The sequence below is a fragment of the Paenibacillus sp. 102 genome (assembly GCF_039549175.1).
Taxonomy (GTDB): domain Bacteria; phylum Bacillota; class Bacilli; order Bacillales; family Bacillaceae_G; genus Bacillus_A.
Genome location: NZ_JBCGHT010000007.1, coordinates 159,057 through 180,827 on the forward strand (window position 1 = coordinate 159,057; position 21,771 = coordinate 180,827).

21 protein-coding genes are annotated in these 21,771 nt (G+C 37.8%); 13 read left to right on the forward strand and 8 right to left on the reverse strand.

The window, feature by feature from the left end:
- The first annotated feature begins 47 nt into the window (after positions 1–47).
- From AAIE21_RS17275 to AAIE21_RS17295, 5 genes are all read left to right on the forward strand, one after another.
- Positions 48–830: a DUF3919 family protein gene (locus AAIE21_RS17275; RefSeq protein ID WP_343267886.1), complete on the forward strand. Its 783-nt coding sequence runs from the start codon at positions 48–50 to the stop codon at positions 828–830.
- Entirely contained in the window at positions 827–1,861 is a 1,035-nt protein-coding gene (locus tag AAIE21_RS17280; protein ID WP_343267887.1) for an ABC transporter substrate-binding protein, read from the forward strand. Before AAIE21_RS17275 ends, AAIE21_RS17280 begins: the two co-directional genes overlap by 4 nt.
- Before the next feature lie 19 nt (positions 1,862–1,880).
- The gene (pgtP, locus tag AAIE21_RS17285; protein ID WP_343267888.1) at positions 1,881–3,221 is read left to right on the forward strand and encodes an MFS transporter; all 1,341 of its coding nucleotides are present in this window, start codon (positions 1,881–1,883) and stop codon (positions 3,219–3,221) included.
- A 504-nt stretch (positions 3,222–3,725) separates the two neighbouring features.
- Positions 3,726–3,923 (forward strand): DUF3311 domain-containing protein, encoded by a 198-nt coding sequence (locus AAIE21_RS17290; RefSeq protein ID WP_343267889.1) that lies wholly within the window; start codon positions 3,726–3,728, stop codon positions 3,921–3,923.
- The gene (locus AAIE21_RS17295) at positions 3,923–5,422 is read left to right on the forward strand and encodes a sodium:solute symporter family protein (protein WP_343267890.1); all 1,500 of its coding nucleotides are present in this window, start codon (positions 3,923–3,925) and stop codon (positions 5,420–5,422) included. The genes AAIE21_RS17290 and AAIE21_RS17295 overlap by 1 nt, the downstream gene beginning before the upstream one ends.
- 215 nt (positions 5,423–5,637) lie before the next feature.
- On the opposite strand, the gene AAIE21_RS17300 is transcribed toward AAIE21_RS17295, so the two are convergent.
- Positions 5,638–6,033 carry a hypothetical protein gene (locus tag AAIE21_RS17300; protein WP_343267891.1) on the reverse strand — a complete coding sequence of 132 codons (396 nt, stop codon included), beginning with the start codon at positions 6,031–6,033 and terminating at the stop codon, positions 5,638–5,640.
- Between the two features lie 388 nt (positions 6,034–6,421).
- Here AAIE21_RS17300 and AAIE21_RS17305 point away from each other — a divergent pair, with 388 nt between their 5' ends.
- The 5 genes from AAIE21_RS17305 (at position 6,422) to AAIE21_RS17325 (ending at position 10,983) form a co-directional block, all read left to right on the forward strand.
- A complete protein-coding gene (locus tag AAIE21_RS17305) occupies positions 6,422–7,615 on the forward strand; it encodes an efflux RND transporter periplasmic adaptor subunit (protein ID WP_343267892.1) in 1,194 nt (397 codons plus the stop codon).
- Entirely contained in the window at positions 7,612–8,292 is a 681-nt protein-coding gene (locus AAIE21_RS17310; RefSeq protein ID WP_343267893.1) for an ABC transporter ATP-binding protein, read from the forward strand. Before AAIE21_RS17305 ends, AAIE21_RS17310 begins: the two co-directional genes overlap by 4 nt.
- The gene (locus tag AAIE21_RS17315; RefSeq protein ID WP_343267894.1) at positions 8,289–9,488 is read left to right on the forward strand and encodes an ABC transporter permease; all 1,200 of its coding nucleotides are present in this window, start codon (positions 8,289–8,291) and stop codon (positions 9,486–9,488) included. Before AAIE21_RS17310 ends, AAIE21_RS17315 begins: the two co-directional genes overlap by 4 nt.
- 133 nt (positions 9,489–9,621) lie before the next feature.
- Positions 9,622–10,296, forward strand: coding sequence for a YknW family membrane protein (gene yknW, locus AAIE21_RS17320; RefSeq protein WP_343267895.1), 675 nt, complete (start codon positions 9,622–9,624; stop codon positions 10,294–10,296).
- Between the two features lie 219 nt (positions 10,297–10,515).
- A complete protein-coding gene (locus AAIE21_RS17325) occupies positions 10,516–10,983 on the forward strand; it encodes a sigma-70 family RNA polymerase sigma factor (protein ID WP_343267896.1) in 468 nt (155 codons plus the stop codon).
- A gap of 49 nt (positions 10,984–11,032) precedes the next feature.
- Here the strand turns inward: AAIE21_RS17325 and AAIE21_RS17330 are convergent, their stop codons facing one another.
- Entirely contained in the window at positions 11,033–11,512 is a 480-nt protein-coding gene (locus AAIE21_RS17330; RefSeq protein ID WP_343267897.1) for a competence protein ComK, read from the reverse strand.
- 192 nt (positions 11,513–11,704) lie between these two features.
- Between AAIE21_RS17330 and AAIE21_RS17335 the strand changes: the two genes are divergently transcribed.
- Positions 11,705–12,103 (forward strand): DUF4359 domain-containing protein, encoded by a 399-nt coding sequence (locus tag AAIE21_RS17335; RefSeq protein WP_343267898.1) that lies wholly within the window; start codon positions 11,705–11,707, stop codon positions 12,101–12,103.
- 20 nt (positions 12,104–12,123) lie between these two features.
- Here AAIE21_RS17335 and AAIE21_RS17340 read toward each other — a convergent pair whose 3' ends face one another.
- Positions 12,124–12,339: a DUF2922 domain-containing protein gene (locus AAIE21_RS17340; RefSeq protein ID WP_243525195.1), complete on the reverse strand. Its 216-nt coding sequence runs from the start codon at positions 12,337–12,339 to the stop codon at positions 12,124–12,126.
- 27 nt (positions 12,340–12,366) lie between these two features.
- Positions 12,367–12,591 (reverse strand): DUF1659 domain-containing protein, encoded by a 225-nt coding sequence (locus tag AAIE21_RS17345; protein WP_343267899.1) that lies wholly within the window; start codon positions 12,589–12,591, stop codon positions 12,367–12,369.
- A 110-nt stretch (positions 12,592–12,701) separates the two neighbouring features.
- Here AAIE21_RS17345 and AAIE21_RS17350 point away from each other — a divergent pair, with 110 nt between their 5' ends.
- Positions 12,702–13,187 carry a VanZ family protein gene (locus tag AAIE21_RS17350; protein ID WP_343267900.1) on the forward strand — a complete coding sequence of 162 codons (486 nt, stop codon included), beginning with the start codon at positions 12,702–12,704 and terminating at the stop codon, positions 13,185–13,187.
- Between the two features lie 291 nt (positions 13,188–13,478).
- Here the strand turns inward: AAIE21_RS17350 and AAIE21_RS17355 are convergent, their stop codons facing one another.
- The 4 genes from AAIE21_RS17355 to AAIE21_RS17370 all read right to left on the reverse strand — a co-directional run bounded on the left by AAIE21_RS17355 (position 13,479) and on the right by AAIE21_RS17370 (position 19,424).
- Complete coding sequence (locus AAIE21_RS17355) at positions 13,479–16,235, reverse strand: DEAD/DEAH box helicase (RefSeq protein WP_343267901.1); 2,757 nt, start codon at positions 16,233–16,235, stop codon at positions 13,479–13,481.
- Complete coding sequence (locus AAIE21_RS17360) at positions 16,219–17,838, reverse strand: SWIM zinc finger family protein (protein ID WP_343267902.1); 1,620 nt, start codon at positions 17,836–17,838, stop codon at positions 16,219–16,221. The genes AAIE21_RS17355 and AAIE21_RS17360 overlap by 17 nt, the downstream gene beginning before the upstream one ends.
- Positions 17,839–17,990: 152 nt before the next feature.
- Positions 17,991–18,263 carry a DUF3910 family protein gene (locus AAIE21_RS17365; protein ID WP_343267903.1) on the reverse strand — a complete coding sequence of 91 codons (273 nt, stop codon included), beginning with the start codon at positions 18,261–18,263 and terminating at the stop codon, positions 17,991–17,993.
- 276 nt (positions 18,264–18,539) lie between these two features.
- Positions 18,540–19,424, reverse strand: a complete 885-nt coding sequence (locus AAIE21_RS17370; RefSeq protein WP_343267904.1) for a cell wall-binding protein EntA — start codon at positions 19,422–19,424, stop codon at positions 18,540–18,542.
- Between the two features lie 667 nt (positions 19,425–20,091).
- Between AAIE21_RS17370 and opuD the strand changes: the two genes are divergently transcribed.
- The gene (gene opuD / locus AAIE21_RS17375; protein ID WP_343267905.1) at positions 20,092–21,609 is read left to right on the forward strand and encodes a glycine betaine transporter OpuD; all 1,518 of its coding nucleotides are present in this window, start codon (positions 20,092–20,094) and stop codon (positions 21,607–21,609) included.
- The last annotated feature ends 162 nt before the right edge of the window (positions 21,610–21,771 follow it).

Below are 21,771 nucleotides of genomic sequence, written 5' to 3' on the forward strand. Positions count from 1 at the left end.
TGCGGTATTTTCGAAACAACGTTTTTTTATTGTGGAGGTAGGCAGAAATGAAAAGGCTATCATTTCAAATTCTCTTGTTTGTCTTTTGTACGATTGCTGCTCTTATTTTGTTTTATGTAATAGAGAAGCAATTGTATAACCGCGTTACAATTCTGGATGACAAACAGGTTGTTTTAGAAAGAGCAAGTGAATCTCTTCCTACTGAAGTGAGAGTAAGACATGAAAAGTGGGGAGAAGTAGTTGTAACAGATGAAGTCCGTCTACATGCAATTGTTTCATTCTTTGACAAGATTCGAATGAAGCAAACAGAAGCGAAGGCTCGCGAACAAGTATTTACTGGAGAAGTAACGTACTTAAATGGGCATAGGCGTACTTTTGCAGTAGGTGACTTGTTCCAGTACGAGGAAAACGTATACGGAAAGCAAGGACTGGATCCAATGATTTCCGCATTTCAAACGTATTTGCTGGGCCTGTATTATACGCCGGAGTCTATTAGCAATTTCTTTTCGGAGGCGAAGGAGGTCATAGTGCGGCAAGGCGATGCAGTGCGTACTACGAATCTTACGCCAATACTTGATTCTATTCGGCAAGCAAAACAAATTACAGACTACGGGGAAATTCAGAAATTGCTGCAATCGCAGAAAGATCCAGTCGTTTATATTACAGCTTATCAAAATGGTAAGCATGTGAAGAATGAACGCGAAGATATTTTAACGATTTCTGTATATCCTTCTTACTTTGTCGTTCAATATCTTGGCGATAATAATGGGAATGTAATGTATATGAAAGGCTCCCTAGCAACGTTATTTGTAAAGGAGAATGTTTCATGAGAAAGATAGCCTTTTTCTTCTTTTTGCTAGTAATTGGAGGAGCGATGTCTAGTTGCTCTCGAGATACTACCTCTATCAAATATAGTGAAAATGGTCTTCCAAATTTAAAAGATCGCCATCTTGTTGCGTATGTAGCAGCGCGTGAAGAAGTCGGTGAAGCGCTTTTATCATCTTTTTGTAAACCCCGCGGGTGCACGTATGAATTTATTCGTCTTTCTACAGAAGAGATTCTTAGGAGAGTAGAAGAGGAAGGGAGAAACCCGAAGGCGGATATCATCATCGGTGGCACAGTAGATGCACATCAAATGATGAAGCAAAAGGATTTATCGATTCCTGTTGCAAGTAAGCATGCAAGTAGCATTTCAAACGCCGTTAAAGACAAGGATGGCTTTTGGTATGGCTATGAAGTAGAGCAGCTTGCCATCGCCATTAATAAAGAGCGGTGGAAGCAGGAAATAGAGCCGCTTGGTCTTTCCTATCCATCGGAGTGGAAAGACTTATTAAACCCTGCATATGCCGGAAAGATTGTCATGCCCGACCCGAACATATCAGGAACAGCATATACGTTTTTCGGTTCGCTTATTGATATGTTCGGCGAAGAAGAGGCTGAAGGTTATGTAAAGAGCCTTGCTAGGCAAGTGACAGAAGTAACGATGAATGGTTATATGCCGGCTGAGTATGTAGCAAGCGGTGAATATATGATCGGTATTAATTTTATGGGAGATCAACGGATGATTCAAAAACAAGGCTTTCCGATTGTAAGCAAAGTTCCAGCGCAGACTGGATTATCTGTCAATGCGATTTCGAAACTAAAACATGCACCAAGTGGTATTATAGCGGATTTATTTATTGATTATTGTTTATCAGAAGAAGTAGGGCACATTTTAGAAAAGGTTTCGTTTGGCGTACCAACGATGCTTGCGAAGAATCAGACAGAAATAGAAGGTCAGCCTGTTAGAAGGACGAATAAAAATATATCAGATAGTGGAATCATCGAGATATGGAATAGACAACGTCTCTCTCAGGAATGAGAAAAGGAGAAGAGATGGTATGTTTAATTGGTTGAAACCAGCACCAATGGTAGAAAGATTACCAGCGAATATGATTGATAAAGTATACAGACTACTGCGTCTTCGTGTATTAATCGGTATTTCAGTTGGATATGCAGCGTATTATTTAGTTCGTAGTAACTTTACTTTATCAAGTACGTATTTAATGAAAGAATATGGTTTTAGTACAACGGAAATTGGTTTATTAGGTTCCGTTGTGGCGATTGTGTATGGATTAAGTAAGTTCTTTATGGGAAATTTATCAGATAAAGCGTATGCTCAGCGTTTTATTGCGGTTGGTTTATTCTTATCGGCAATTATAAATATTTGTTTTGGTTTTGCATCTTCATTTGGAATGATTTTAACATTATTAGTTTTCAATAATATTTTCCAAGGGATGGGAGCACCGCCTTGTAGTACCGTAATGGCAAAGTGGTTCTCGAAGAAAGAGCGCGGTACAAAAACAGGACTTTGGAATATTTCACATAATGTTGGTGCGATGCTTGTACCACCGCTTGTTGGAATTGGTGTTGGTATTTTTGGTGAAAGTCATTGGCAAGCCGGCGTGTTTATCTTCCCGGCGATAATTGCAATGGTAATTTCAGTTCTTATGTGGATAAATGCGAAGGACACACCAGAATCTGTCGGTCTTCCACCAATTGAAGAATACCGCAATGATTATGAAAATCTTGAGAAGGCAGACAATGTCAACAAAATGTCACCAAAAGAAATTTTGGTGAAATATGTATTGAAAAACAAATTTGTTTGGTATTTATGTATTGCAAATGCATTTGTATATTTAATTCGTTTCGGTGTAATTAACTGGGTACCAATCTATTTAACAACTGTTAAAGGATTTACAAAAGCAGAGGCACATGCAGCATTTTCTATCTTTGAAGCAGCTGCGATTCCAAGTTCATTAATCGTTGGTTTCTTAAGTGATAAATTATTTAAAGGTAAACGTATGCCGTTATGTATTATTAGTATGGCTGGTGTTGTTATTGGAACGTTTGTATATTGGCAAGCATCTAGCGTACTTGTTGTGAGTATTGCAGTTTCTATCATCGGTTGTTTAATTTACGTACCACAGTTCCTAATTGGTTTAAGTGCAATGGAATTAGTGCCGAAATTTGCAGTAGGTACAACAGTTGGTATGTGTGGTCTATTCGCTTATGTAGGAGGAAGTCTTACAGCAAACTTAGTCATTGGATTCATGGTTGATAGCTCTGGTTGGGACGGTTGCTTCATCTTACTATTAGCAGGCGGTATTTTATCAACATTATTCTTATTTATCGTTCAACGTGGACATGAGAGAAAAGGTCCTGAGAGCAAAATTGCATAAGCGTTTATGGAAGGAGAATCTATCAATTGATAGGTTCTCTTTTTTTAATCAAACGTTTGTTTAAAATTTTATATACATCCAAATTAAAAAAACGAAATAACCCTTTTTAGTTGGGAGAGAGCATCCGGCCATGTGTAGAAGCGGTCAGTGCCTTTTTTAGCCCCATGCCACGTGAGAACAAAGGACAAAATGAGTAGAGATTCCTTTTTGTTTTCATAGCCGCGACTTATATGTCGGAAAATCAAAGTGGATATATAGTAGTCAATCACTCCATAATATAAGATGAAATTCGAATTTGTTTTCCCTCTCCATTCGTGCTAATTCCGATGCGAGTTTTTACTTCATACGTATCCCTATTAGTTTTATATAATAACATTTTTAATATTTTATAAAAGAAAATTCTGTTAATTCTAAATTTTATCTTGTTCTAATAATTTAATACTGCTATAATGACCATTAAATTCATTTTTAGATTCATTATTTTAAGAAAGGGGGGTTATTACATTGAAAAAGTTCGCAATTTTCATTCTTTTTTTGATTCCTTTTCTACAGTTGGTATTATTACCATTCGCTAATCGAATTGAGCCATTTATAGTTGGCTTGCCTTTTTTGCACTTTTGGTTATTTTTATGGATTGTGTTAACACCATTATGTACATTTGGTATTTATTCTCTACATAAGTCACAAGGAGGTTCTCTGTAATGAAAGGAAACATAACAGCATTAAGTATCACTGCTTTCATTGTACTAACTGTCGTTCTAATTGGATTTCTAGCAGGACGGAATAAATCCGCACGAAGTTCTGTAGAAGAATGGTCTGTGGGAGGCAGACGATTTGGTGGACTGCTTGTCTGGTTTTTAGTTGGTGCAGATTTATATACCGCTTATACATTTTTAGGATTAACGAGTACTGCATATAAAGGTGGCAGTATCGCTTTCTTTGCGATTCCTTATTCTGTTTTAGCCTATTTTATCGCTTATTTTTTCCTTCCAAAGCTCTGGAAAGTTGCAAGTGTACATAAATTAACGACTCTTGCAGATTATGCGAGAGAACGCTTTAATAGTAAGTTCCTCTCTTCACTCATTGCCATTATCGGTGTATGTATGCTAATTCCTTATATTGATTTACAATTAAGCGGCATTCAAGATACGCTTCAAGTAGCTGGTGCAGGTTATATTAATGTAAAGGTAGTCGTCATTATTTCTTTTCTTCTTGTTGCCCTTTATACATTCTTTAGCGGTATTAAAGGACCGGCATATACTGCAATTATTAAAGATATTCTCGTTTGGGCCATTATGTTATTTATGGTTGTTTCACTTCCTATTATCCATTTTGGTGGTTGGAATCCTATGATACATACACTTGCCACTGAGGCACCACAACTGTTAACGATTCCAGATGCAGGACCAAAAGGGATTGTATGGTTTATAACAGCATCTCTCGTATCAGCTCTTGCATTATTTATGTGGGCACATGCAGCAACAGGTGTATTTACCGCTAAAAGTGCTGATGCTATTCGAAAAAATTCAATGTATCTACCTTTATACAATATCGTACTAATACTCGTTATTTTTCTTGGTTTTATTGCATTTCTTGTACTGCCAGAAGATACAAACCCACGCTTTGCTTTATTACATCTCATTCAAACTTCTTATGGTGGGGTAGCGCAAGGATTGGCATATTCGACAATTGCTTTAGCTTCTTTAATTCCTTGTTCCATCATGGCAATTGGTGCTTCCAATTTGTTTGCAAATAACATTTATCGTGATCTCATGAATCCAAGGGTAGATGGTAGTCGTTTAACACTTGTGAACCGGATGATGGTGTTTGTTGTCATCGGACTTGCTTTGCTATTTGGATTATTGTTCCCAACTGCCCTTGTATCACTGCAACTTTTAGGCGTATCTGGTATGGTACAAATCTTTCCAGCCATCGTTATTAGTTTGTTTTGGAGAAACCAATCAAAAGAAGCAACTATCATTGGTCTCATCATCGGTTTAGCTACTACTTTTACCGTATATACAACGGGGTATTCTTTCGGAGTCTATGAAGGTTTTTGGGGATTAACTGCAAACGTTCTATCTCTCGTTATTCTCAATCCTTTATTCGTAAAGAAAACAGCAGACAAATCAAACCTAGTGATTCAGCACCTATTTGACGAAAAAGAAACTGCACATCTACATGCAGAAAAAGGAGCATAATACGCATCTTCTATGAAAATTTTGGAGTGATCTAATAAAGTGAAACTTTAATCAGTGGAGTGGGGGTCTCCAACCTCCACTAATTAATAGCCCTCACAAATAGCGGGATAAAATAAGATAAGGAAAAACACCTCTTATACCATATTTGATTTTTAATATGAATATGTGGAGGGAGTCTTGTAGCAAACGCAGCGATTGGTGTTATCGTTGATCGTTCAACGTGGACATGAGGGAAAAGGTCCTGAAGGTAAAATTGCATAATCGTTTATGGAAGGAGAATCTATCAATTGATAGGTTCTCTTTTTAATCAAACGTTTGTTTAAAAAAAGGATAGATTTATATAAAATAAAAGATACGATTCCCCCTAGTATGGTGGATACTACATCTTTTATATCAAATACCATATTGAAGGATAATTGTTCAAATTCATAAAGTAGCGCCCCTGCTGTACCAAATACAATGACCTGAAGAGCTTTTTTAGCTGTTTTAGGATTAGAAAAAGAAAATATAATGAATATGACTCCGATTACATAAAAGAAGCTTGGTAAACTATCAGCTAATCCAAAATCAAAAATACTATTTTGATAATTGAAAGACCAACATAAAACCATCCCTTTTAAGGTGGAAAGAGGATCCGCCCATGTACAGAAGCGGTCAGTGCCTTTTTTAGCCCCATGCCATGTAAAAAACAGAAGGAGACAATGAGTGAAAGTCTCTTTCTGTTCTCCATAGCCACCGTTTATATGTTAGAAAATCAAATTGGATTTATATAGGTCTTTCTATAAGGGGTATAATCTGTTCGTATGTCTTTTAGGTTCCTTAAAACTTGCTTAAAAGATAAGTTGTCATATTTCTAAACATTGGTATTTTTGTTACAATATAAGTGATGGTGTAAAACTTTGTAAAGAAAGCGTAATAATGTAAAAATAAAGTTATCGTTTTCTGGAAGTTTTATATAATTATAGAACCACTATATAAAGATATAGAAGGAGCGAGAATATGTTACCAAATACCGTTCGTACTCCAAACAAAAAGAAGAAATGGATTATCATGGGGGTTATTGCATTAATTGTCGCCGTTGCAGCAATCAATATTTTTATGGTGCAAGGGAAGAAAAAGGGCGCAGCAAAAGGAGATGCTGGCGCTGTTAGCTTTGAGAAAGTAACAGAACGTACACTTAATAATACGAAGTTGATTTCTGGACAAGTAAAACCTGGAAATATTGAGAGTTTCTACGCAGATCCGACCAAAGGAAAAGTGAAGGATATTGCGGTGAAAGAAGGCCAAGAGGTAGAAAAAGGAACGAAATTATTCTCTTATGATAATGAAGAAATTAACTTACAGCTGAAGCAAGCTGAGCTTGATCAAAAAATGGCAACTATGCGCTATGATCAAGGGAAAAAGAAAATAGATTCATTAAAGAAAGAAATTAAAAAAGCGAAAGATAGCGGTGCTGGCAAAGAAGTAACAGATCCTATGGAAGAGCAAGTAAGTGAATTAGAAATGGGACAAAAAACAATTGATCTTGAGAAAGAAAAAGGACAATTACAATCCCAAGAGTTAAAGAAAAAACAAGGTGAACTCACAATTTATAGTAATTTCGCTGGTGTTGTACAAAAGTTAGATAAAGATGCAGCACAAAGTTCAGCGCAAGCAATGGGTGGACAAGGAAAATCATTTTTACAAATTGCCTCTAAAGATCCGTTCCAAATTCAAGGGACGTTAACAGAACTTCAAAAATCACAAATTCAAAAGGATCAAACATTTACTGCAACAGCGAAAGCAAATAATAAGAAGAAATGGACAGGAAAAATTACAGAAGTAAGTGAATTCCCGACAAGTGCAGAGATGGCGCAAGCAGCTGGTGCTGAGGGAACACAAAACATGTCTCAGTATACATATAAAGCAAGTCTTGATGGGCAAGAAGGATTATCTCCAGGTTATCACGTATCACTGCAAGTAAACTTAGAAAATAAGAAGATGATTGCTGTGCCTAGTAAGAGCATTGTAGAAAAGAATGATGATGCATTTGTTTATGTAGAAGAAAAAGGAAAACTTCGTAAACAAAACGTGAAAAAAGGTTCTACTGATGGAGACTGGACAGAAGTTCTTGAAGGCGTAACAGTGGGGCAAAAGGTGGTTAAAAATCCTTCCGACAATGTATATGACGGAATGGAAGTGAAAGAAAAATGATTACGTTAAACAATATTCATAAAACATATTATCAAGGGAAGCTAGCGGTACCGATTTTACATGGTATTAGCTTAACGATTCAAAGCGGTGAGTTTGTTTCGATTATGGGACCATCTGGTTCAGGGAAATCAACGCTTATGAATATTATCGGTTGTTTAGATCGTCCAACAGAGGGCGAATATATGTTAAACGATGTGAATATCTTAACAGCAGATGAGGCAAAACTAGCTCTTATTCGTAATGAATATATCGGCTTTGTATTCCAGCACTTTAATTTATTACCGCGTTTATCAGCGGTGGAAAATGTAGAGCTTCCACTTATCTATGGCGGAGTGAAGAAAGCGGAGCGTCGTCAGAGAGCTCTTGAAGCACTTGGGAAAGTCGGATTGTCCGACCGCGTGCATCACCTGCCAAGTGAACTTTCAGGTGGACAAAAGCAGCGTGTAGCGATTGCGCGCTCCATTGCGAATGACCCAACGTTCATTATGGCTGATGAGCCAACTGGTGCTCTTGATACAAAGTCTGGACAGCAGGTTATGGACATTTTCACAAAGTTAAATGAAGAAGGTACGACGATTGTTATGGTTACGCATGAAGAGGAAGTTGCTGCGTATTCTTCGCGCCGAATCGTGCTGCGAGACGGGAAAATTACAGAAGATAGAAGGTGGGCGGTATGAGTTTACTAGATAGTATCAAAATTGCACTATCTTCTATTCTAGCTCATAAACTGCGCTCAGCACTTACGATGCTCGGGATTATTATCGGCGTTGGTTCCATTATTACTGTTGTTGCGATTGGGCAAGGCGGGGAAGCGATGTTAAAGTCGCAAATTGCTGGCTCTGGTAATAATGTAATGCCAATTCAATTTGCTGCGGATATTAATGACCCGTATGGGATGGGAGCAACAGAAATACCAAAAATAACAGAGGAAGATATTTTTGAAGTAAAGAAAATCCCAGAAATTTCACATGTTATTACAACAAATAGTACGATGGAACCACTTGAGATTAATGATAAAAAAGAGATGGTTAATGTTATCGGATTAGATAATGAATATTTTGCAGTCAATAAAACGAAAGTAGTAAAAGGCCGCTTGCTAAATGAAAATGATATTTCGCAAGGAAATAATGTGGTCATGATTAGTACGAAAATGGAAGATGATTTGTTTAAGAAAGAAAATCCTGTTGGGAAAATTATTGAGATGAAAGGCCAACCGATGCAAATTATCGGTGTCTATAAATCAGAAAATTCGTTTATGGGAATGGGGCCTTCAGAAGCGTTAGTTCCTCTTACATTATGGCCAACTTTATATGGAACAGATGAAATTCAAAGTATCGCTGTGCAGTCAAAAAATGTAGATAGTTTGGAGACTGCTGGTAAAAAGGCAGTTGAAGTGTTAAATAGTCGTAAGCCGAGTGAGATTTCCGGCAAATATGAGATGGTGAATTTAAAAGAATTCCAAGAAGGTGTTTCGAAAGTAACAAATATCATGACGATGATCATCGGCGGTATCGCTGGAATTTCATTAGTCGTTGGTGGCATTGGTGTTATGAATATCATGCTTGTATCTGTAACGGAGCGTACGCGTGAAATTGGGGTACGTAAAGCGCTTGGAGCAACGCGCAGTAAAATCCTACTACAATTCTTAATTGAAGCTGTTATGTTAACACTTCTTGGTGGATTAATTGGAATTGGTCTTGGGTATGGCGGAGCTTATATTGTGTCCACATTTGCAAAATGGCCACCGCTCGTTTCATGGGAAGTTGTCGTTGGAGGCGTATTATTCTCGATGACACTCGGCATTATTTTCGGACTAATTCCAGCGAATAAAGCAGCGAAATTAGATCCAATTGAAGCACTTCGTTATGAATAGGTTACTAGTGTAGTAGCGAGACGCCTCTCTACTACACGTATATTTTGTTCTAACGGGCGGTTCACAGTCTCTAGAAAAGAGAAAGTGAACCGCCCGCTAGAACGGGTGATATAAATACAAGGAGGTTGTTAGAATGGAACCGAATGTTAATTCGCAAAAGGTTGGCGGGGAAAAACCATCGTTACTGGGAATGATTACATCTCCTGGCTTACAGTTTGAGAAAATGAAGAATAGTAATGTGGTATGGGGTGCATTTTGGTTAATGACCGTATTAGGCGGTATCATGGGGGCTCTTGCGTCATATCTATATTCTCAAGATCCTGCGTCTATAGCAACAAATAAAGAGCTTGGTATTGAAGTGCCATTGGCATTCACTTTAGGTGGCGGTTTTCTCTTTGCAGCGATTGTTATTATGATTACATTCTTTCTTGGTGCAGTTGTGTATAAAGTGTTAATGATGTTTATGAGCAATGATACTTCTTATAAAAAGTTATTAACAATCACTGTCTATTCTAGTATTATTACTATTTTTGGTGGCATTATAAATATAGCACTAGCATTTATTCTTGGTGGAAATGGACAAGAAATGTATACAGGTTTAGGGCCAGTGTTTGCTTCCACTGGTGGTGTTGTACATGGCGTCCTAAAACAGTTTGAGGTATTTGCAATTTGGGGATTAGTAGTAACAGGATTAGGATTACACATTACGGCTGGTTTAAGTAAGAAACAAGCAACAATTCTTGTTGTTGTTTTCTTCATTTTAACATTGGGATTCGGTGCAATCGGCGGTATGTTCCCGAAAGCATAATAAGATATATGGATGAAAGCGGCTCCTCATATGGAGCCGTTTTTTTATTGTATATGTACTTCAAATACTCATCTTATTATTTCAAATTCTCCTCAACTAAATTTGAAATTTCCCTATGCAGAATTTGAAATAACCTCCCATGAAATCTCCCTTATCTTCTTATATTGTAAAGGTACCGCGGAATAACAAAGAGGTATACCTTTTAGAAACAGGTATAATATGAAACCGGCTACTTTTACAGAGGCAGTTACATTGTATGAAAAGATGATTAAAAATCAAATGAAGAAGCTTTGTCTGTACCGGGATTATGAAGAATATTATCAATGCGGGTTAATTGGACTTTGGAAGGCGTATGAAAAATATGAGGAGGAGAAAGGTACTTTTTCAGCGTATGCATTTGTAACAGTGCGCGGCTATTTATTAGAGAAATTAAAGAAAGAAAATAGATTTCAAAAGCGTCATACTTTCGCCTCACAGGAAATTTTGCAAAATGTATGCGGTGCAGAAGTATCGTCAGAAGTTCAGGAGTATATGAGCTTATTAGATAAGAAAGAGAAATATATTATTTTGGAACATTTTTATGCAGGGAAGAAGATACATGAAATTGCCCAAAAGCTGGGGATGACGTATCATCAAGTGAGATGGATCTATCGGCAGGCAATAAAAAAGATGCGAGCTGAGATATAGGAAGCATAAAATGGAGACAAGATCCCTTGTCTCCATACTATCATGTATACTAGAAATCATTATGAAAATCATCGAGCATCATTTGAGCGATTAGATTACCAGCTTTTCTCCATTGCTGCTTCATTTTGTAGCAGGATATGGGGAGAGTTATTGTGTCTCCATTGCAAAAATTTAGTATAGCTTGATTATCCTTGCTGTTCGTGATACTTTTAATGCTTTTGTAGGAGACCCAGATGCAATCCCAAGCGGTAGGAGATTTTGTTGGAATCGTACAAAGAAATCGACGGTGATTAATTGGAATTGGTGTGTTTTGTCGTAAATCCCATTTCTTAATAATTGCTTTTCGTCTTCCTTCATATGTGGAATAATTGTGTAAGATGATAAGTTCTTTTATGAGTTCTAATGGTGTTTTCGGTGAACAGATAATTTCTTTGGTGGTATGAATTTGAGTACGATAAAAAGGATGTTCGTAAGGCAGCAGCATCATTACAATACTAGAAATAGCATGAAGATTAGCTGGAGCATCCAACGCAAAGGCCTCCTTTAAAAATTGTATTTTACATATTTTAGTATATAGATGGAATATAAAAATGATTTTAAAGTATTGTAAATATTTGTAAAGTTTTCAGAAGGATTTACTCTTTTTATAACGAGCAAGTTTTCTAATTTGCATCGCTTGTACATATATATGAAAATAGAAACAGTTAGGCGGTGATAGAGTATGAAACGAAAGTATATTATTATGGCACTTGTTGTCCTTCTTTTCGTATATTTAGCAAATAGCAACCCGAGTAAAGCGGAATATACAGAATGGGCGGCAAAGCAATTTATGAATCGCAACGATATTAGTAAAAAGTTAACAGAGGTTGAAAAAGAAGATCCAGAGGGGCTTGTTGGTGAACTTGCAACAATTGGTAAGAAGTTAGCGAAGAAATATGTAGAGCCACAAGTTGACGTGTTGATTAACCATTATACAAAGCGAAGCGATTATATTTTCTTCTCGACATATACGACAGAATTTACACTAGGGAAAGAAAAATACAAATATGTTTCAGTTGGATTCTCTCATATTTTTATTCCGATTGAGATGCCGAAGAAAAAAGACGAAGCTGCAAAGTGATGCAGCTTCGTCTTTTTGGTTTAAGGAGCAAGTGTTACTTCTGATACTGTCTTTTCAACAAGGCGTGCTCCTTTTTTACGAGTGTTCCCACTAAGCGATAAGAAAATTGCAGAGGAGAGAATCGTGTCCATCACTTGGCTAATAGTTTGTTCATTCACAGGTGTAATCGGATTGTCGATGGAAAAGACGACGGTTTTTCCATCCTCTTTTAAGAAAATCAGCTCGAGTACTGTCATTGTCGGTTACCTCCTTTTCATTAAAATTTACGGATTCGAGATATCAGATGTGCTTAAAAGCTGAACAGCATGCAGCTTTAATCCTTGTAATGAAGAAAGAGCAAGTCCCACTTCATGGACTTTTGCGGCATCAGCGTTTGGTTTTACTCGTTTAAACTGTTTGTTTTTTAAAATTGCTTTCCCGTTTTTGTCTGTGCCGCCGTTTAGGACAAGACGTAAGCTTAAATCAGTTACAATTGTTTCAATCGCCATGTTTTTCACCCCCTTTTCGTCATATATATAGGGGGCAACGGTCATATTTTGGCGTGAAATTTTTTCTTTTTTTTGGTACTCTTAGAAGAATAAGAGAGGAGTTTCTAAAGATGAATCGTAAATGGTTATTCTGGATTCCCGTTTTATTATGGATGGGGATTATTTTTTATTCTTCAGCACAGCCCTATAAGAAGCAGGATATGCGTTCAGATATTGAAAAGTATGTTCCGTCTCAATTTGTAGAAGAAAAATTCTCCGGTGTATCGATTGACTATGGCGGAGGAACACCAGTTAGTATTGAAAATAAAGGTGTTGGTGGTTTTGTTGAGTTTTTCCTTCGTAAAGGAGCTCATTTCACAGTATTCTTGATTCTTGGCCTACTTTCGTATTATGCATTGCATCGTTCTGGTTGTTCAAGAATGCGTTCCTTCGTATTCGCACTTCTTTTGGTCGCTGGATATGCAACATTCGATGAAATCCATCAATGGTTTACAGGTGACCGTACACCGATGTGGCAAGATTCTGTTTTAGATACGTCGGGCGGATTGACAGGAATTATAATAAGTAATTGGTTTTGGCATAGAAAAAGGAGCTAACCCTTCGGGATAGCTCCTTTTTCATATATAAATACAGATTGAAACACCAACATAAAACCATTTCTTTTAGGTGGGAGAGAGGATTCGCTCATATACAGAAGCGGTCAGTGCCTTTTTTCGCTCCATGCCATGTGAAAACAGAAGGAGAAAATGAGTGAAAGTCTCTTTCTGTTTTTCATAGCCACAATTTATATATTGGAGAATCAAGTTGGATATATATTGGTCGTATCTTGTCGCGTATATCGTTGGTTTTTGAAATATATTGACCGCTGGGCAATGTACGACGTGATGTTATACACCAAGTAATTCTTTCAATTCATCTGTTGATAGTTCGGTCATCCAGCTGTCACTTGTAATAATGGTGCTACTTAGTGACTGTTTCCGTTCTAGCATTTCATCGATTTTTTCTTCCAGTGTGCCTGTTGTAATGAGTTTATGGACGTGTACAAATCGTTTTTGACCGATTCGATAAGCACGGTCTGTTGCTTGATTTTCTACAGCTGGATTCCACCAACGATCATAGTGAATGACGTGGTTTGCGGCAGTTAAATTAAGACCAGTGCCGCCAGCTTTTAATGATAGGATGAAGATATCGTATGTTCCGTTTTGGAACTGATCGATCATCTTATCACGTTCTATCTTCGGTACACTACCGTTTAGGAAGAGAACACGCTGACCGAATTTCTCCTCTAATATTTTCTGTAACATATTGCCCATTCCGATATATTGGGTGAAAATTAAGCAACTTTCATTTTGATCTTTTATATTTTCAATGAGATCCATTAATGTTTGCGTCTTCATAGAACGCTGTACAATATCTTTTGGTTCTTCCTCTTTTAAGTAAAGAGCAGGATGATTACAAATTTGCTTTAGCTTACTGAGCATCATTAAAATAAAGCCGCGTCTTTCAATGCCTGTTAAGCCTTCAGCGTTTTGCAGCGTATCTTGTACGAGCTGTTCATATAGTGATGCTTGCTCACCTGTTAGCGGGCAGTATGCTTTCTGTTCTTGTTTGTCCGGTAAGTTTAATGCGACTGTTTGGTCTTGCTTTGTTCGGCGCAGTAAGAACGGTGAGATGAATCTTTGTACTTGCTGAATTTTCGCTTCATCACGATCTTTTTCAATCGGTGTTACGAAGCGGCGCTGAAACTGTCCTAGGCTACCAAGATATCCATGGTTCAAGAAGTCAAAAATAGACCATAGCTCTGCTAATCGGTTTTCCACTGGCGTACCTGTTAAAGCGATTTTGTGATTTGCTCGCAATTGTCGAACCGCTCTAGATTGTTTCGTTTGTGGGTTTTTTATATTCTGTGCCTCATCCAGGATGATCGCATCCCAGCACTGCGCGTTTAACTCTTCTTCATCAAGCTGCGCTAATGCATAAGAAGTTAACACAACATCTGCATTTTGAAGAAAGTCTTTAAACGAATCGCCTTTTGACCGGTTGCTTCCATAATGTAATTGAACCTGTAAATTCGGCGCAAAGCGTTCAAATTCTTTCTGCCAATTTCCAAGAACAGACGTCGGTGCTACGATTAACGCCGGTCCTGTTTGGAGTCGATTTTCTTTCACATATAATAAGTAAGTAATGGTTTGGATGCTTTTTCCAAGACCCATATCATCCGCTAGCAATGCTCCAAATCCGAGTTCTCGTAAATATAAGAGCCACTCTACACCATGGTTTTGGTATGGGCGAAGTGTGGCCTTTAAGGAGGATGGTATTGGAACTTTTGGAATGTCTCCGATATGGAGTAGCTTTTGGATGAGTTCCTCGTAATAGCCATCTAGCTCAATTTCAATATCTGTAAATGGATTGTCTTCTTCCACAACCTCTACTTCGGCAGAATTTGATAAGTGTTGCTGCAAGACATCTTTCATTTCAAGCCCATATTTATCTGCGCGTTTCATTAGTTTTTTCACTTCTTCAATAAAGGCAGGATCCAGTCTCATCCATTGTCCGTTTAAATTGAAGAGTCGTTTATTTTGTTCGACAAGGTCAAAAAATTCACTTTCTGATAGATCGATACCATCTGTAGAAACGCGCCAGTCGAAATCAACGAGAGTGTTCATCCCGAAAAAGGACTGCGCTTGATTTGTACTTTGCTTCAATTGAACACGTAACTTCGGTTTCGTTGCTTTTAAATTTTGCCACCAAGACGGAAGTAAGATATCAACGCCGGCGGCTAATAGTTCGTTGCTCGCTTCTGTTAAGAAGTTCCATGCTTCTGTTTCATAGAGCTCCGTTCGAAAGTGATCATCTTCACGAAGCCATGGGACTAGCTTGCCGAATCCTTCCTGCGTTTCTTTAATACGTTCTTCATAGCTATGCCATCTTTTTGGTAGTGAATCGATGCCATTATATACATATATTCGGTGAGTTCCACGCTTTGTCGTAATAATCGTTTCAAGTTTCCACATTTCAAAATCATCTTGTGGTTCTTGAAGACGAAGGCCAATTGTAAATGGAAGATCGTCTTCAATGTAACCAATCTTTCGAAACCAATCTTCCTCATGAAGTGCTGTTTCCAGTTGTCTTTTCGTAAAGTCATAGTGTTCATATAATCGTTTCGCATTTTCCCAGCCATCGCTAGAGCGAGCGTCTTGCCGAATCGTTTCATTAATCGCGTGGGAGAAAAGTGATACAAGCGTTTCATCCTGGATTGAAACATTGGTGGCTTTCCAGGATGGATAATCACTCCAACGCTTGATATCTGGTACAAAGTTTCCGGTTGTAAAGTGATCCCATAGCTCTTTGGCACCAGGCATAAGCGCAGTCACGGGGCCGTTTATTTGCAATCCAGCAAAGGAGTTCATCGGTTGTTTGGCAATATACTCAAACGATTGAACGTTTGTTAGCATGAAGCCGCTTCGTCCCTCATATGTAGCTTCTTTTAAAAAGGTACCGAAAAAGGACGTTGTGTGCCATGTGAAAGCATGTTGTTTCCAATCTTTTATAGGTAAGAGATTGCCGGTTTCATCTTCTCCCCAAAGGAACCAACCTTGACTTACATGCTGGAGCCGAATTGTTACTTCAGTTTGTATGATCATCGATTAACTTTCCTTTCCGCAGTTCTTCCTGTAGTGCTCGTAAGCGTGAATGTAAGTTAGCGATTTGGACAATAAAAATGTGCCACTCATCTGTTCGTTTAAGTCGTTTATAGAGCGTACGCAATTTCTTTAAGTAGCGAACTGCACGGCGATAGGACTTACGATTCCGTTCTTCAATTGCTTGCACAGCGGCGAGATGATAGAGCGGAAGAGCTGCTTCTGGTGCTTCTTTTTCGATTTCTTTTAGTGGTTCTTTTAGCAATTCAATTGCTTCAAATCCATATAAAAGATGAAGTTCTGTCCATGCATAATATTGTTTTTTTGCTAGTACATATTGCTCGTAGTTTGTGAAGCTGTATGGCAATAGTTCTTGCAAAATCATCTCAAGACCCGCTTGTTCATTTGTGTGTGTTGCGTATGTTTCATACATCATGACAAACAAACGAACGATATCTTTTACAAAAAGGGGATCGGCCTGATCATTCATCGTTTTCTTCACTTGTTTATAGGTGAAAGACAGCCAATTTTTGGCGCGCTCCCATTGCATTGTGCTCAGTAAGTCCTCAAGCCAGTCGAAATAAAGACCGACCACTTGGGCTGGTTGTGTTTCGAGCAAGTTCATAGCAGAATGATCCTCTTGTTTTAAAAAGAATAGGTGAGAAGAGGCAAGAGCTTTCGAAATTGGATTTATCTTGGCATCAATTCGTTTTTCTTCTTCTTGTATCCAAGATCCTTCTGCTAGTAGTTCTCCCCATATATGCCGGTAAATAAAGAATCTCTCCTGTGTATAGGAGTCGGTAGAGAAGAAAATATCGTGTACTTGTTGAGCTGTTTCTTGCAAAATTGGCTCACATTCAGCTGGAATTGATTCTGATTTCAAGTCACGTACAATTGATTCCACTTTATCGACAAATAGACGAACAACGTTAATTGGTTGGTGATAGGAATACGTTTTGTTTGTCTCAAAGTCCGTGATTTCTTCTAGTAACTTGCGAAAGCTAAAAAGTGCGCCATGTAACTTGAACAGTTCATGTATGGCAACGACGCGCGGCGCTTTACGTTCTAATTTCATATAAAAATCTGTAAAGATACTCATAAGAAAATACATTTGTTTATATGAGAGCCGTGCTTGTTCTTTTTTAAATACGCTATATTCAGATTCGAAATATGCATGCCAACTTTTAAAATCCGTTTCTTCAAACGCAGACGATTGTAATACTTGCCGTGCTGTTCGGATTGGGGGGAGTGATGGTTTCGTTTTATTCTTAAATAATGTTAATACTTCTCCCACTTGTCCAAAGCTAGAAGCAGCGGATAGTAAAACAGCGAGCATGTGCTCACACTGCGTCGGCGCAAAGCAATCACAATAGCTTTCTGCGATATTACGAATCGGAATATGAACGCTATACACATTTCCTTCAGCATCTACCGTACCTGATAACGTATAGCCATCAAAATCAACGTTGTAGACAAAGCCGCTGCGATACAAATGGCGAGCAGTGGCAACATGTTCTTGATCGGCTGCTTGCTGCGGATCGAGCCCTTGAACAAACTCACTGGCGATCATCATAATTTCATCTTTCGTAATTGAATGTTGCAGCATAAGTTTTCCTCCGTACAAAGATTTCTTTCCTTTACCATTATAAACAAAAAGATGGGAAAACAGAAAAAATGAATTATGGAAGAATGATTAAAATGCGAAAAGACTATCTCTTTAGAAGGAGGTAGTCTTTTTTGTGTGCAATATTGGTGCTTTTAGAAAATACGGTAAGCTTCTACATATGGATCTTGTAGAATTTTTTCTATTAATGGGAGCATTTCTTCTTGAAATGGTATATCAATTGGAAACGGTTTTTGTGAGCCAGGTTTTGTACCGTATTGCACAAGTTTATATTGAACGGATTGCTCGTGCTTGAGTACAATCAATTTATAGCGACTGTCATCATGTTCAAGGGAAAAATCAATTGTTGCCCCATCAGGATAAGGCTTTGGTGTACCAATCCAGTCTATTTTTGCATGTAGGTCCATTCTATAGCCTCCTTATCGTCATTATATATATATCCATTTCAATTTTCCAACATATAAGTCGCTGCTATGAAGAACAAAAGGAGATCTGCACTCATGTTCTCTCTTTGTTTGAAACAAGGCATGGGGCTAAAAAGGGTCCTAACCGCTTCTACCCATAGACGGACGCTCTCTTCTATCTAAAGAAAAAAAGAATCTTTTCAGTTATTATGTGTATATAAACAAGTAAAAGCCAGGTCTCAATATATGAGAACTGGCTGAATTTTTAGCAGTCATTGGTTATTTTAAAATTTTCACTTTAACAGTTTTACGTCCCCATTTGTTAGCAACTGCGTCAGAGCCAACAAGAACGTCGATACGGTTACCTTTAATTGCACCGCCAGTGTCACCAGCGATTGCTTCTCCATATCCTTCTACCCATACTTTTGATCCTAATGGAATCACTTTCGGGTCAACAGCAATCATCTTCATGTTTGGATTCGCTGTTAGGTCATGACCCATTGCAGTTAATACACGCCCACCGTATGTGCCGCCATTTTCGCTCGGATGAGCTGTATATGCTGTAGCTTCAACTGTTAGTTCACGACCACCAGAAGGAGCGTTTGTTTCTGCTGCTTTGACAGCAGGTTTAGCAGCTGGTCTTGCTTGTGCTACTGGTGCTTTTGCTTCTGCTTTCGCAGGTGCTTCAGCTTTAGCAGGAGCAGGCGTTTCTTGTTTTTCAATAACAGGTGCTGTACCTGTTAAGAAAGGAACATGAACGTAAGCCGTTTTCCCATTATATTCGAATTGTAACCACTCATTTTGTACTTGGTTCGTTGTTTCGATCATATCGTCTTTCTTAAGCGTACCAAGAATTTCTGAGTTTGTGTTCGCTTCAGCACGTACGTTTAATACGTTTGCTGTTACGTAATAGATGCTTTTTGTGAATTCTGCACTTACGAATACGTCTTTATCATTTAATTTGATTTGTGACCATCCGTTTGTTGTATTTGTAACATCTAATTTATGACCATTTAATAATTTTCCTACAACTTTTGATTCAGTAGTTGGGTTCTCTCGTACATTTAATACGTCTGTTGTTACAACAGTTTCTGCTTGAGCAGAAGTAGTGAAAATCCCAAGACCAAAAACTGCTGCTGTTGCTATACCAATTAATTTTTTCATGATAGCCTCCATTGCGTTTGTTTTCGTGTCCTCATTATAGCAACTGTTTTTTTCGGAATTTGGGAAAACACACAATTACAAACCATTCGTAACAAAGCATTAATACTCTGTAATATAGAAAAAAATGATAGAAAGCGTTTTTTATTCCATGCTTTCAGGATGTTTAGTAGATATCTCTATGATTTGTAACACAAAGGATATTTTTCAATGAAGATAATAATGTTACACAAATGTTACAAAAGGTTTACTATAGTGTTACACTCCTTGAGAATTTTACCGAATTATGCCTAAAATAGTTATATAAACATAAACATTTTGTTTATGAATTTATAAATACGTACGATATCCTGACAAAACAACCGCATAATTGTTACAAAAAGAAAGAGTGGCAATCGATATATTTGCCCTTTTTACAACTGTAACGCACCATTTTTTGGGAAAATATATTCCCATCCACATCTATCTCGCACGATTTGGCGGCCGCATCCCCATTTTATAATCTGAACGGTTATATGAAGGATGAACTGTCCATAAGAATTCTAATTGGTGAAGGTTGATTTTAGAGAGTTTGAAGAAAATCACCGCACAAAACATTTCACTTTATCCGATTTAACATATCGGAATTAGAGACATTTTACGAACAAGAAACCTACAAAAGGGGGATTTTATGAGGAAACTGACAAAAACATTTATTGTCTCATTAACATTATGTATCGCATTTACAATTTGGGGGATTATTCCCGAATCTATAATTGGAAAAGGTAGCTTAGGAAATGTAACCACTGTAATTCAAACTGCACTAGTTAGTAAGTTTGGCTGGTTTTATATTATTTCTGTTTCTATCTTTTTAGGGATTGCCATCTTTTTAATTGTTTCAAAGTACGGTTCTATCCGTTTAGGTAAAGATGATGATGAACCTGATTATAGTTATATGACATGGTTTGCTATGTTATTTAGTGCTGGTATGGGAATCGGTTTGATTTTCTGGGGAGTTGCGGAACCATTAAATCATTTATACGCGCCGCCATTTGGAGAAAGTGCAACCGAAGAGAGTGCACGTCTTGCACTTCGCTTTTCATTCTTCCACTGGGGATTACATCCATGGGGCTTATATGCGCTTGTAGCACTTTGTATCGCTTATTTTACGTTCCGAAAAGGAAAACCAAGTACAATTAGTGCGACAGTTGGTCCTTTATTTAAGAGTGGTGAACATGGCCGTATTGCACATGTATTTGATGTGTTAGCTGTATTTGCGACAGTATTTGGTGTTGCAACTTCATTAGGGCTTGGTGCAAAACAAATTGCAGGTGGCGTTAGCTACTTAACATCTATTCCAAACTCATTAACAACGCAGTTAGTTATTATTGCAATTGTAACGGTTTTATATATGTTATCTGCGCAAACAGGATTAGATAAAGGTATTAAATATTTAAGTAATACGAATATTATTTTAGCCTTTACCCTTATGGCCATTTTATTATTTGCAGGTCCAACAAACTTTATTATGAATTACTTTACTTCGACAATTGGTTCATATATTCAAGAACTACCAAGTATGAGTTTCCGTTTAAGCCCGCTAGATGAGGGTGGAAACCAGTGGATTCAATCATGGACGATTTTCTACTGGGCATGGTGGATTGCATGGTCCCCATTCGTTGGTACATTCATTGCGCGTGTATCACGCGGACGTACGATTCGTGAGTTTGTTATTGGTGTGTTACTTGTACCAACATTGATTGGTGCGCTTTGGTTCTCTGTATTTGGAGGAACGGGTATTCACATGGAGTTATTTGACGGAGCAAATATTCAAGCGCAAATTAAAGAGATGGGTACAGAAGTAGGCCTATTCGCTGTGTTAGATCATATGGGTAGCATGGGACCAGCTTTATCTGTTCTGGCGATTCTACTGATTTCAACATTCTTTATTACATCGGCAGATTCTGCGACATTTGTCCTTGGTATGTTAACGACACATGGTAGTTTAAATCCGCCAAATCGTATTAAAATGGTGTGGGGTCTTGTGCAGGCAGCATTAGCATCAATTTTATTATATGTAGGTGGATTAGAGGCTTTACAAACAGCTTCAATTATCGCAGCATTCCCGTTTGTATTTGTTATTTTCTTTATGATTGCAGCTTTATTTAAAGAATTGCAAAAGGAAGGTCGACATCACCATCATAAATAAATAATAATATAGAAGAAAAAGAGCTGATTCCAAATCAGCTCTTTTTCTTCTATATTATATATCCATTTGAACTTTCAACATATGGTTGTACTAATTTTTATTGATTAGCGGTTGTCGCAGGTTGATTAGTTGTGTCGAATCGCTGATATATTCGTACAAACG